Origin of the sequence: Pseudomonas tensinigenes (assembly GCF_014268445.2) — a bacterium.
In the GTDB taxonomy this organism is placed as follows: domain Bacteria; phylum Pseudomonadota; class Gammaproteobacteria; order Pseudomonadales; family Pseudomonadaceae; genus Aquipseudomonas; species Aquipseudomonas tensinigenes.
The window spans coordinates 5,796,491-5,808,864 of sequence record NZ_CP077089.1 but is presented as its reverse complement, the minus strand read 5'-3'; the positions used below and the strand labels follow the sequence as shown (position 1 = coordinate 5,808,864).

Sequence of the window (12,374 nt, the reverse complement as noted above, 5' to 3'; positions counted from 1 at the left end):
ACCGTCGGGTCGCAAACGCTCTTCAGAAAAGATTTTCAAGGCCGATGGTTAGGCTGCATCCCGCTTTCCAACCTGCCCATCGGTACTCCCCATGTTCAACAAACGCTTGAAGCAAGAGCTGGCCGCTCTTCGTGAAGAACTCTCCAGCCTCGTGCAGGTGAAGGAAAGCCTGGAAAGCGAGATGCTGGTGCTGACCCTTGAGCCCGACGGGCGCATTCAGTCGGTCAACCAGAACTTCCTCACCGAGATGCTCTACAAGAGTCATGACCTGATCGGTCGGGCGATTGAAGACATCGTCCCGGCCCACGTGAAGTCGGACGAATTCCATCACCGCTTCAAAAACGCCATGAACCGCGGCGAACATTTCGCCGGTGCCGTGCGCCTGCTGCGTGGCAATGGTGAAGAAGCGTGGCTGCGTTCGATCGTGCAACCGGTGCGTTCTTCGGATGGGCGGATCAAGCACATTTCGCTGTTCGCCAGCGACCTGACCCGCACCATTGAAGCCTCGCGTGAACACGAAAACCTGATCGGTGCGCTGGTGCGTTCGACTGCGGTGATCGAGTTCGACCTCAACGGCAATGTGCTGAACGCCAACGATCGCTTCCTCAGCGGCATGGGTTACAGCCTGGCGCAGATCAAGGGCAAACATCACCGCCTGTTCTGCACCCCGGAGGAATACAACAGCGCCGAGTACCAGAATTTCTGGCGTCGTCTGAACAACGGCGAATTCGTCGCTGACCGCTTCAAGCGTGTCGACAGCCATGGTCGTACGGTGTGGCTGGAGGCGTCCTACAACCCGGTGGTCGATGCCAACAACAAATTGTACAAAGTGGTGAAGTTCGCCACCGTGATCACTGATCAGGTCAACCGCGAACAAGCCGTCGCCGACGCGGCGAGCATCGCCTACAGCACCTCGCAGCAAACCGACAGCACCGCGCAACGTGGTACCACCGTGGTCACCGAGGCGGTGAATGTGATGCGTGATCTGTCGCGGCACATGCAGGCTGCCGGTGAGGGTATCGAGGCACTGAACGAGCAGTCGCAAGTGATCGGCACCATCGTCAAAACCATCAGCGGCATTGCCGAACAGACCAACCTGCTGGCGCTCAACGCTGCCATTGAGGCGGCGCGCGCCGGTGAGCAGGGCCGTGGTTTTGCGGTGGTGGCCGACGAGGTGCGACAACTGGCCTCGCGCACCAGTCAGGCGACTGAAGAGATCGTCACCGTGGTGCGGCGGAACCAGGAAATGGCACGCAACGCCGTGGCCCTGATGACTGATGGCAAGCTCCAGGCCGAACAAGGGTTGGCGCTGGCGGCAGAGGCGGGCACGGTGATTGTCGAGATTCAGGACGGTGCGCAGAAGGTCGTGAATGCGGTAGGCCAGTTCGCCAATCAACTCTCCCACTGACCTGCACCCAACCCCTGTAGGAGCTGTCGAGTGAAACGAGGCTGCGATCTTTTGATCTTGATTCCGAGGATCAACATCAAGATCAAAAGATCGCAGCGTGCCGCAGCTCCTACAGAGTTTTCACCTGCCTGTATTTCGATGCTGGCGCTACAATCGGCTCCTTTTCCCCGGAGCAGATCCCATGAGCGATTCCCAACGCCGCCCGGTGCCCCTGAACAAAGCCTACCGTTTGCTCAACCACGGGCCGACCGTACTGGTCAGCGCCGCCCACGACGGTCAGCGCAACATCATGGCCGCCGCTTGGGCCATGCCGCTGGATTTCGAGCCACCGAAAGTCGCCGTCGTCCTCGATAAATCCACCTGGACCCGCCAGTTGCTCGAAGCGTCCGGCACCTTCGTGCTCAACGTCCCGTGCGTCGATCAGGCCGACATCGTGCAAACCGTCGGCAATACGTCAGGCCTGGAAATCAGCCAAAGCCAGGGACAGGACAAATTTCAGGCGTACGGCCTGCAAACCTTCGCAGGCGAACAAGTCGAAGCGCCGCTGCTTGACGGCTGCGTCGCCTGGCTCGAATGCCGTTTGCTCCCGGAGCCGCGCAATCACGAGCAGTACGACCTGTTCCTCGCCGAAGTCATCGCCGCCCATGCCGATGAGCGCGTGTTCAGCGACGGGCGCTGGCATTTCGAAGGGCACGATGGTCTGCGCACCTTGCATCACGTGGCGGGCGGGCATTTCCTGAAGATTGGTGATGCGGTCGATGGCAAGACGCTAGCGGTCTGAATGACGGCTGATGGCAAAACATTGCCGGATGTTGCAAGGTAGAGGGCATCGTCGAACCAATCAGGCACATGCCCCATGGATCTTTCCCTTTCGAGTTATCTGGCGCCGCTGCTGTCGCTGGCGCTGTTGTGGACAGTCGCGGTGGTCACCCCCGGCCCGAACCTCTTCAACATCGCGCAACTGGCGGTTAGCCGTTCCCGCCGCCACGGTGTCGTCGCGGCGCTCGGCGTGGCCAGCGGAACCGTGTTGTGGGGGCTAGCGGGTGGCCTGGGCATTCAGTCGCTGTTCAGCGCCGCACCAGCGCTGTACCTGAGCTTCAAGATTGCCGGTGGCTGCTACCTGATCTACCTCGGACTCAAGCAGTTCAAGCGCAAGGCGCCGATCGTCGCGGGCACGCTGGATACATCGGAGCAAACGTTGCTCGGCGCTTATGGCCGCGGCTTTCTGGGCAACATGACCAATCCTAAATCCGCATTGTTTGTCGCCACCATCTTCGCCACCGCCATGCCGGCTCACATCCCACCACTGTTGCTGGCGCTGGCGGTGCTGACCATGGCGACGCTGTCGTTCAGCTGGTATTGCTGCGTAGCGCTGTTCTTCGCCAGTCGGCGGATTGCCGGTGTGTATGACCGTTCGCGTCAGTGGCTGGATCGCTTGGCCGGTGGTTGTTATCTGCTGTTTGGTGCGCATCTGCTGGCGAATCGCTGAGCCATAGATCTTGGATGTGAAAGCTGTGTGGCCTCGTAGGCTTCGATAAGGCTGATCATGATGTCGAAGTGATCGCCTTCAGGAGTACCCGGTACTGGCTCGTTGTCGAAAAGTGCAGACACGTTCTTAAGCGCCGCACGATAGTCGTCTTCGTTATGAATCGGGCGTACGTTCATGGATTACTCCACTTCAAAGGAGCCCGCCTAATAGGGCAAAAAGGGACGCCAGATTTATTCCGGGCAACGCCAGGAAATAAGAATCCGATGCCTGCACGGCATCGGATTTTTTATGCATTGCGAAAACTACGTAACCGGCTGAACGTTATCCAGCGCCTGATTCACCGCCAGCTCACTCAGCATGACGATTTGCGCGATACCCAGCGCGGTCTTGCGGTGCGCGCTATCCAGCACAGCGGCGAAATTGTTGAGCATCTCGGTGACCGAGCCCAGGGTTTCGCTGGCATTGGCCAGCAGGGATTCGGTGTCGTAGACCGGGTTGGCGAGGTACATGGGTTCAGCTATGCGGGTGGACGCCATGATGTGAATGGTCGGTTTGAGGTAGTGGTCGAGGGCGCGGTCGGCCGCTTCGTTGAGTTTTTTGCTGTCGATGGTTGCGTACGGGGATGTTGGGTCGGTGTCTGTTTCGGGGGGATTGGGTGTTGGTTTTTTCATGGTGTTCTCCGATCAGGATTGGAGCTGGCCGATTCGGTTTCCGAACGAATAGGTGGCAGCTGTACGCAGGTTGGAAACCCGGGGAACGGAGAACCCGGTTGACCCGAAGGTCTCCCGCGCACAGCCGCCATAACGGAGTGCACACCATGAAGGTGCGCAAGGATACGTTATGAAAGGCGCTTGTGCGCTCGGTTCTACTCGGGGTTTCCAATCCCGGTCACTGAATTGGCAGCGACGAGTACAGGCTAGAGAGCTGACGTCCGACGGACAACCTGAAAACCTTGTGGGACGGTTCTCTGTTTATCTCGCAGTTTTTAAACATCCCGATTTGAAATACGCAGTGTGCTAAACAAAAGGCCTACCTCGCGGTAAGCCTTTTTTGTTTGCCTCCTAGCCTCAATCCCCCAACGCTTCCCCTTCACGCCGTGGATCCGCGCCACCCTCCAACGACGCCTTCCCCTGCGCATCCTTGACCCGCACGATGGCTTGTGTGCCGCTGGTCATGTCGATTTCATTCACCGCATGCCCTTTGTCTTTCAGCGCCTGAATCAGCGCCGGGCTGAACTGGCCTTGTTCCAGTTCGGTGGGGCCGTTGCGGCTGCCGAAGTTGGGCAGGCTGATGGCGCTTTGCGGGTCGAGGTGCCAGTCGAGCAGGCCTACAGTGGTTTTGGCCACGTATTCGATGATTTGCGAACCGCCCGGCGAGCCGACCGTGGCGACGAATTCGCCACTGTGGCGATCGAAGATCAGTGTTGGCGCCATCGACGAGCGCGGGCGTTTGCCGGGTTCGACACGGTTGGCGACTTTCTGGCCGTTCTCTTCGGGGATGAACGAGAAGTCGGTCATCTGGTTGTTGAGCAGGAAACCCTGAACCATCAGGTGCGAGCCGAACGCGGCTTCGATGGTGGTGGTCATCGACACCGCGCCGCCGAGGTCATCCACCGCGACCACTTGCGAGGTGGAGATGCGCAGCGGCGAACGGTCCGGCGCGTAGGCAACCTGCACGCCCGGCGGCGTGCCCGGTTTGGCGCTGCCCATGCTGCGTTCGCCGATCAGGCTGGCGCGGCTGGCCAGATAACCCGGATCGACCAGGCCTTTGACCGGCACTGGCACGAAGTCGGTGTCGGCGACGTATTGCGCGCGATCGGCATAGGCCAGGCGTTCGGCTTCGGCGATCAGATGCACGGCTTGCGGATCCGGTTCAATGCCGGCCGGTTTATCGGTTTTCACCGGTTTGAGGGGTGTCAGCGAAAGACGTGGATCGCGGGTTTCCAGCGCCTGCAACGTGCCGAGAATCTGCGCCACGGCGATCCCGCCCGACGACGGCGGCGGCATGCCGCAGACCTGCCAGCGTTTGTAATCGGTGCACAGTGGCGCGCGTTCCTTGGCTTGATAGTGCTGCAGATCGTTCAGCGACAGGCTGCCGGGGTTGGCGTGGCCTTGCACCTTGGCGACGATTTCTTCGGCGATCGGGCCTTTGTACAGTGCGTCCGCGCCTTCATTGGCGATGCGTTTGAGCACGGCGGCCAATGCCGGGTTTTGCAGGCGCGTGCCGACGGCTTTGACGCTGCCATCGGTGTTAAGGAAGTACTTGGCCATATCCGGCGACTTGCGGATGACTGGATCTGATTCCAGCAGCGAGTGCAAACGTGGGGATATCGCAAAGCCTTGCTCGGCCAGTTTGATCGCCGGTTCAAACAGCTTCGCCCATGGCAGACGACCGTGTTGTTTATGCGCCATTTCCAGCGCGCGCAGCACGCCCGGCGTACCGACCGAACGACCGCCGATCTGCGCCTGCGGGAACGACATCGGCTGGCCATCGGCACGCAAGAACAGCTTCTCGGTGGCGCCGGCCGGTGCGGTTTCGCGACCGTCATACGTGCGCACCTGTTTGCCGTCCCACAACACGATCATCGCGCCGCCGCCGATCCCGGACGATTGCGGCTCAACCAGGGTCAGCACCGCTTGCATCGCAATCGCCGCATCAATCGCCGAGCCGCCCTGACGCAGCATCTCGCGACCGGCTTCCGCAGCCAAGGGATTGGCAGCAGCGGCCATGTGTTGGCTGGCGTGACGGGTTTGCAGATCGGTGCGGAAACCGGACGCGGCTTCCGGTGCCAGCGGCAAGGTCGAAGAGGGCGGGGCGTTGCACGCGGTGAGGGTCAGGGCGCTGATGATCAGCGTCAGGGCAGGCAGGCGAAAGCGGCTCAAGGGCAAGGCTGAAAACACGCGGGCTCTCCGTCCGTGGGATAAAAGTCTCAGGGACTTTATCGACCGCCCGGTCGCGACGCAAACCGGTGGGCATTTTTGTCTTTCTTTTCGGGGCGTATGTTCGCTAGGGTCAACCTCAAACTCATCGAACTGAAATATGCCCCTGTGGGAGCGAGCCTGCTCGCGAATGCGGTGTATCAGCCAGCCTGAATATTGAATGAAACACCGCTTCGCGAGCAGGCTCGCTCCCACAAATACAAAACCAACAAGAGGCCAAGCATGCACAGCGAGTTCCCCGCCGAATCCAGCTACCGCGATCAACGCGAACAGTTCATCACCGCCGCCAATGCCGCCGGCGCCACGCTCACCTCCTACGCACATCCACGCTGCGGCCCCTTCGGCGAACCACTGAGCACCGACGTCGCCGTGCTCGGCGATCCCCTGGCCAAGCGCCGACTGGTAGCGCTCAGCGGTACGCACGGCGTCGAGGGCTATTACGGTTCGGATTGTCAGATCGATTGGCTGAAAACCTTCGAACCCGGCTCACTGCCCAAGGATGTCGCGGTGGTCATGGTGCACCTGATCAACCCATGGGGCACGGCATGGTTGCGCCGGGTCAACGAAGACAACATCGACCTCAACCGCAATCACCTGGACTTCACCGGGCCGCTACCGGATAACCGCGCTTACGCCGCACTGCATGAAATCTACGCCTGCACCGATTTGCACGGCCCCGAGCGCCAACGCGCGGATGCCTTGCTCGATGCGCAGATCAAAGAACACGGCTGGCCGGCGGTGATGTCGATTGTCGAGGGCGGTCAGCACAGTCATCCCGATGGACTGTTTTACGGCGGCCGCGCGCCGAGCTGGTCGAATCGCACGCTGCATCAAATAATCGACGCGCATCTGGCTGGCGCTGAAACCGTAATGTGTTTCGACCTGCACACCGGCGCCGGTGAGTACGGTCATCCGATGTTGCTGACCATCACCCAGGCGCCGTACCCGGCATTCGCGCAAGCCCAGGCGATTTATGGTCCATGGCTTTACACCCTGCACACCGGCGCCGACACCTTGAGCGAAACCGGTGTGGCAGCGACGGCTACCGGGTACACCTCGCAGGCGTTGCTCAATGCGTTGCCGAGCGTGCAACTGATGCCGTTCGTGATCGAGTGCGGGACGTATCCGGGGCCGGATGTGCATCGGCATTTGCGTGATGACCATTGGTTGCATTTGCATGGCGATCCGCTTGATGCGACGGGGCGGGGGATCAAGTTGAATCTGCTGGAGCAGTTTTACCCGGCTGATCCGGATTGGCGGGCGATGGTGGGGTTGCGCACTCGGCAGATTTGGGCGAAGGGGTTCTTAGCCCTGTCGACAGAGAAACCTGAGTAGGTCAGACATAGCGTTGTGGTGAGGAGGTTTATCCTCTCGTCAAAAGTTCGGGGTTGTCTCGAGATATTTAAAAGCACTTACTGCTTAAACCCTGTCAGACCGTTGGCTACACGCCATGCTGCAATTGTGCCGGCGATACCAGCGGACGACGTGTCAGCTCCGGGTTCAGGGTAATAAATGAGGTCCATCCCGCTTGGGTGGCCAACAACCTCGTTGAAGTGCCGCACCAGAACATCCGCACGCTCATCCGTTGGCGCCTTATCTTCCTTTCGGATTTCGTCTATGAATTCGGCGAAGCCTTGTTCGGTGTAGTCCGAGAAGCTGCTTTTGATAAATGGATCGTTCAGGTTGTCACCTTGTTCTTGATGTGACTGTGGATAGGGTGAGTCCCCGGCCTGTGTGAATAATTTACTGGCAGCTTGACTACATTCAGGTGTTTGCACCGCTGAACCCTGGTAAACCCTGCGCGGCGCGCCACCTTTTCACGGTTTCGATGATTCCTTCGTTGGAATTATCTGCCCCATCTTCTGGGTAGTAGATCAAGTCCGTTCCATCTGGATGTCCGGTGATGGTGCAAAAGTGGCTTAACAGCGGGTCGAGAACTTCATCTGGAGCGTTTTTGTTGGCGGCTCGAATCTCTTGCAGAAAGCTTAGAAACTCTGCTTCGGTATAGTCAGAAAGGTTGCTTTTCATTGAATTATTTCCGATGAATATCTGCGTGGTTTTTTGGCGTGTTGATCCGCAAATTGTCTACGTGATAAACCTCGCCACCCTTTGAAATTGGATCGACATGATGAATTTCAAAGGAGCCTTTTGAACCATTGGAATCCCTGTAACGGGCCTTTGGCGCATTGCCATTCTGCATCCGTTCAATATTGTCCGGGATGAATTGGCTGCGCAAATCTGGATCATTCACAACCTCAGTCCAAAACGCCTTTCTGAAGGCATCGAAGCTTGAAAACTCCCGCCCCCTGAGCCTATCCGCAATCCGTGTCGGAATCGGCGCACCGATCCCCGTTCCCGCCCCAGCAAGCCATATCCCCAACACATCCTCACCAACACCCGTCACCGTACCCGGCGTCAGTCTGGCCGGCCTCGAAAACACCACATACAGCGACTTAAGCCCCGTGTCCGCCGGGAACACCAGAATACAATCCTCGGCAGTAATGTCCTCGCCGGGCAGGCCTTCTATCTGGGTATCCGTGTTCTCGGGAATCGGATGAACAAGGATCGTGTTCAGTTGCTCGCCGTGTTCGGGATAAACCAGCGGCGGCATTGAACCGAGTGGCCCGCGTTGCGGCGTCCACAAAATCGTAATGCCGTTGAGCTTGGCCTCCATGGCAGTCTTGTCGCTGTTCCACTCGACTTTGACAGTACGCACCGAGTCATCGCCCGAAGCGCCGGAGTGGATGCCGTAAACCTGCATGATCCCTTCGGCGTCACGCCGAAACTGGAAGCGCACACGAGTGGGGGCGCGGCTCATGCGGCGCAGTTGTTCGTCGGTGTGCAGCGTGCCGTCGCCCATGCGGGTCGGCAGCATCCCGAGGACGAACACGCTGGCCGGCCCAGCAGCGCCGCGAATCGCCCAGTTGAGGCGCTGTTGCAGAATCCCACCGCCCGCCAAACGCCCCAAGGCCAGATCGGCGCCTATCGCTGTCGCGACAGCGGTGCTGGCAGAGGGCAAGAGCATGGCGCCGGCGACCATGATCTTGCCGAAGTTGCTGGTGGGTTCGGGTGCCGTACCGGCGTCCGTTCGGCACCAGTTATCCACAGTGCAGGACTTGGCGAACACCTGATCTTCGCTGGGCTTGGGCGTTGGCCATTCATCCTTTTCGACGTACACCGGCTCCGGCGGGGGAGGCGGATTCCAAGCGGCCCACGAGCCGTTCCATCTCGGACGTTCCCAAGGCCAATCTTCATCGAAGAGAGATTTGAATCGAGCCATGCCAACTCCCTGTATGGCTTTGAATCGAGCCAGGAAAGCTTGTCGGTCAATGGGGGATTCGGGCAAACCGATGGGGTGACTTTCAGGCGCGTGGTTTTACGAAAAATCCAATTCGTACCTGAATCGGAACTGTTTCCTACAGCGCTCTCTCAGGCTGTTGATTGGGGATTGATTCAGATGACCCCGGGGTGTTTCGTGCTTGTAGTCTTTCGCTTTGCATGGCGGGTGCGTCTGAATATTTCCTACAGATTTTTCAGGTCGACAACTTACGCGCCTTTACCTGAGGATGTTTTCTGTTGTTTTTCCAGGATGGATTTCAGATGAAAAGGACGAGTCCGTTGCCATTCAACTCTATTTTCAGTCGGCCATTGTCATGAGTATTTCCAATGAGGATCGCGATTTTCTGGTGGCGATGGGCAGTCGCATTGCTCACTTACGCACAGTGCACGAGATCACACAGACTCGGTTTGCCCGGGCTTTAGGTCTTTCCCGGCAAACCTTTCAGGGCTACGAGGAGGGCACCCGCAGCATGCCGGTCACTACGCTGGTGAAGATGGCATTTGCGCTGCGCGTGCCTGTTGAAGACCTGCTCGGGGTTCCCTCGTACACGGAGACGCCCAGACGCAGCTTGACCTCGACGTGGTATCGACGGCTGCAGTCCATCAATGAGCTTTCGAAGGTCCAGCAGAAGGTCATTGCGCAGATGCTCGACGCCCTGATCGTACAGGCAGCGACCAAAGCGAGCGACGAAGAGAAGGATGTATTGAAGTAACAGATTACCGAGACTTTTCTCGAGGCATAAAAAAACGGCCTACCTTTCGGTAAGCCGTTTTTAGTACTTGGTGGCTACACAGGGACTTGAACCCCGGACCCCAGCATTATGAATGCTATGCTCTAACCAACTGAGCTATGTAGCCAAGTGGCGCGCATTATTCCCCTGAAATGGAAAAGCGTCAAGCGTAAATTTAAAATATTTCTTCTTATTTTCAACCGCTTATCCTCCAGCCCGGAAAATCCGGGCCGGGCGGGGCATCAACGCAGCTGAAATCTTGCCGTATTGGCGCTCAGGGCGTGGCTGCCCTGACTCAGGGTATCCGCCGCAAGATTCACCGCCCGTGCGCCTTCGAGCAAACGCACGGCCGCCTGATCGACCTGCTGGATATTGCCGCTGACTTCGTCGGCGGTACTCGCTTGCTCCTCAACCGCCGTGGCGATCTGCGCCAACGTGTCGGTGACGCTCTGCACGGCGCTGGCGATTTCGCCCAGGCGTTCACCGAGACCGGTGACCGACTCGGCATCGGTTTGCGCCTGGCCGCATGCAGCTTCCATCAAACTCACGGCTTCGTTGACCGTGGCGCGCAGGCTGTCGACCGTGCCGGCGATTTGCGCGGTGGACGACTGCGTACGTTGCGACAGGCTGCGCACCTCATCGGCTACTACGGCAAAGCCGCGACCCTGTTCACCCGCACGAGCAGCCTCGATGGCTGCGTTGAGCGCCAGCAGGTTGGTCTGTTCGGCAACACCGCGAATGGTGTCGACCACCAATTGAATCTGCTGACCTTGTTCACTGACCCGGCCCAACGCCGCAGCCGTTTCATTCAAACGCTGATTGAGTTGCTGAATACTCGCCGTGGTGCGCTGGCTGTCGCGGCTGCTGTCGGCGGCGATGCGCCGGGTGTGTTGGGCGCTGCCAGAAGCCTGTTCGCAACTCTGCGCCACGCCTTGCGACGTTGCGGCCAATTGCGTGGCGGCTGCGGCGATCTGGCTGATCTGCAACTGTTGTGCCTCGACTTCGCCGAGAGCGCCGCTGGAATGCTCGTTGAGGCTGCGTACCGCGTTGCTCAGTTGCGAGGTTTCGTGATCGACACCAAGCATGCTCGTGCGCAGTTGCACCACGGCAACGTTGAGTGCGGTGCTGATCGCGGCCAGTTCATCACGGCCCACCACCGGCACTTGCAGGCTGAGGTTGCCATCGCGCAGGGCTTCGGCGAGCAGGGTGATGCCGCTGGCACTGCGACGGATCGAGGCTTGCAGGCAGACGAACAAATACAGCGCCGCGAGTAGCAGGCAGCCGAAGATTGTAGCGACGATGATGAATTGGCGAATCGCCGAGCTGTGGTAGGCGTCGAGGCGCTGATCCAGCGACACCAGCGATTGCTGGCGCAGGGCGGCGAGGTCGGTCAGCAGCGCATCGAGGCTGCGTTCGAATTCTTCCGGTTTGAGATTGATAGAGCCGCCGAACACGCCGTCATCCAGCACCTTCAGACCGCTGTCGAGGTGTTTGAGGCTGTTGTGGTATTGGTTGGCCCAGCTCTGCTGATCTTTCGGCAGGCGTGCTTCGAGCAGCGTGGCAGTTTTGACCAGCTGCTCGCGGGCGTCACCGATGCGGCTGCGCAGGTCGCGCAATTGCAGACGGCTTTGCAGGGTGAATTGGCCGGAGACGACCGATGCCTGGCCGACTGCAGCGAGGCGTCCGACCCGTTCGATGAGATCCGGCGCGTGCTGCGTGGAAATTTGTGTCAGCAGATAGGTTTCCAGCCACGGTGCGAGGGTCAGGCGATTGTCCATGACGATCTGCTCGCGCAACGCTTGCAGGGCGCTGAGGGCGTTGGTGAAGCGGTCGTAACCGTCCGGCCACCAACCGACGCTGCTCAGGCTTTTTGAATCCAGACCATTGAGTGCGGTTTGCAGTGCTTGATAGCGGGTGAGGGTTTCGCCTTCAGCGCCTTCGTTTTTCAGGGCGGCGCCCAAATCCGTGGTCGCTTGCAGAACCGCTGGTTGCACCGCGTCGAACGCGGCCATGGCAGCGAGAGTGGCCGGCGTCGGTTGGCGATTGGTTTCCGTGGCGCGCCAGCGGGCAGCGCGATCACGTTGCGCGGCGAGCAGGTTGTCCAGCGCATCCAGCGCGAGCAACTGGCGTACGCCGGCGCGTTCGCCGGAAATCAGATTGAGTTTGTCGCGATAGTCCTGGCCGATCATTAACAGGCTGCCGGCCAACGGCAGAATGAACAGCAGAAACAACAACTGGAATTTACCTGCGAAGCCAAACCGCCCCAGCAATTTGATCCCCGGTGAAAGGAAAGCCTGCATGCCCCATGACTCCTCTGGACACCACGCACCAATGGCGTGCATCGCGGTCGTGCGACCTGGATGTTGTGCCCTGCTAAAAGGCCTCGAAAGTTCACTCTCGCCCGCTCTGTAGGCCGGCTCTGTAGCGAAACTTCCCATTGTCGGTCGCCTTTGTAAGGCGCCCGCGTT

Annotated in this window: 11 protein-coding genes, 1 tRNA gene and 2 pseudogenes; 6 read left to right on the top strand and 8 right to left on the bottom strand. The window is 59.3% G+C overall.

From position 1 onward, the window contains the following. Positions 1-91: 91 nt before the first annotated feature. The 4 genes and pseudogenes from HU718_RS30095 to HU718_RS25725 all read left to right on the top strand — a co-directional run. A pseudogene (locus HU718_RS30095) lies at positions 92-820 on the top strand (PAS domain-containing protein); the annotation flags it as partial. After that, positions 800-1,408: a methyl-accepting chemotaxis protein gene (locus HU718_RS30090; RefSeq protein ID WP_437180885.1), complete on the top strand. Its 609-nt coding sequence runs from the start codon at positions 800-802 to the stop codon at positions 1,406-1,408. The pseudogene HU718_RS30095 and the gene HU718_RS30090, both read left to right, overlap by 21 nt. Before the next feature lie 181 nt (positions 1,409-1,589). Beyond that, positions 1,590-2,189: a flavin reductase family protein gene (locus tag HU718_RS25730; protein WP_186616451.1), complete on the top strand. Its 600-nt coding sequence runs from the start codon at positions 1,590-1,592 to the stop codon at positions 2,187-2,189. A 75-nt stretch (positions 2,190-2,264) separates the two neighbouring features. Then, on the top strand, positions 2,265-2,897 hold the full coding sequence (locus HU718_RS25725) for a LysE family translocator (protein WP_150707641.1): 633 nt from the start codon (positions 2,265-2,267) through the stop codon (positions 2,895-2,897). Between the two features lie 29 nt (positions 2,898-2,926). Here HU718_RS25725 and HU718_RS29765 read toward each other — a convergent pair. The 3 genes and pseudogenes from HU718_RS29765 to ggt all read right to left on the bottom strand — a co-directional run. Continuing rightward, positions 2,927-3,073, bottom strand: a pseudogene (locus tag HU718_RS29765) (transcriptional regulator); the annotation flags it as partial. 126 nt (positions 3,074-3,199) lie between these two features. Further along, positions 3,200-3,568, bottom strand: coding sequence for a DUF6124 family protein (locus HU718_RS25720; RefSeq protein ID WP_186616452.1), 369 nt, complete (start codon positions 3,566-3,568; stop codon positions 3,200-3,202). A 396-nt stretch (positions 3,569-3,964) separates the two neighbouring features. Then, positions 3,965-5,797, bottom strand: a complete 1,833-nt coding sequence (gene ggt / locus HU718_RS25715; RefSeq protein ID WP_186616453.1) for a gamma-glutamyltransferase — start codon at positions 5,795-5,797, stop codon at positions 3,965-3,967. Between the two features lie 261 nt (positions 5,798-6,058). Here ggt and HU718_RS25710 point away from each other — a divergent pair, with 261 nt between their 5' ends. Next, positions 6,059-7,171 carry a DUF2817 domain-containing protein gene (locus tag HU718_RS25710; protein ID WP_186616454.1) on the top strand — a complete coding sequence of 371 codons (1,113 nt, stop codon included), beginning with the start codon at positions 6,059-6,061 and terminating at the stop codon, positions 7,169-7,171. A gap of 77 nt (positions 7,172-7,248) precedes the next feature. On the opposite strand, the gene HU718_RS25705 is transcribed toward HU718_RS25710, so the two are convergent. Genes HU718_RS25705 through HU718_RS25695 form a run of 3 tightly spaced genes read right to left on the bottom strand, consistent with a single transcriptional unit; the run spans position 7,249 to position 9,116 of the window. Then, entirely contained in the window at positions 7,249-7,614 is a 366-nt protein-coding gene (locus HU718_RS25705) for a bacteriocin immunity protein (RefSeq protein ID WP_318287318.1), read from the bottom strand. Beyond that, positions 7,601-7,864, bottom strand: coding sequence for a bacteriocin immunity protein (locus HU718_RS25700; protein WP_150707646.1), 264 nt, complete (start codon positions 7,862-7,864; stop codon positions 7,601-7,603). The genes HU718_RS25705 and HU718_RS25700 overlap by 14 nt, the downstream gene beginning before the upstream one ends. Positions 7,865-7,868: 4 nt before the next feature. Next, entirely contained in the window at positions 7,869-9,116 is a 1,248-nt protein-coding gene (locus HU718_RS25695) for a pyocin-S2/colicin E7-DNase domain-containing protein (protein ID WP_186616455.1), read from the bottom strand. A 373-nt stretch (positions 9,117-9,489) separates the two neighbouring features. Between HU718_RS25695 and HU718_RS25690 the strand changes: the two genes are divergently transcribed. Beyond that, positions 9,490-9,888, top strand: coding sequence for a helix-turn-helix domain-containing protein (locus tag HU718_RS25690; protein WP_225936823.1), 399 nt, complete (start codon positions 9,490-9,492; stop codon positions 9,886-9,888). 68 nt (positions 9,889-9,956) lie between these two features. On the opposite strand, the gene HU718_RS25685 is transcribed toward HU718_RS25690, so the two are convergent. Together HU718_RS25685 and HU718_RS25680 are read right to left on the bottom strand one after the other, a co-directional pair. Further along, positions 9,957-10,033 (bottom strand) — tRNA-Met (locus tag HU718_RS25685). A 115-nt stretch (positions 10,034-10,148) separates the two neighbouring features. Next, a complete protein-coding gene (locus HU718_RS25680) occupies positions 10,149-12,206 on the bottom strand; it encodes a methyl-accepting chemotaxis protein (RefSeq protein WP_150707649.1) in 2,058 nt (685 codons plus the stop codon). Between the last annotated feature and the right edge of the window lie 168 nt (positions 12,207-12,374).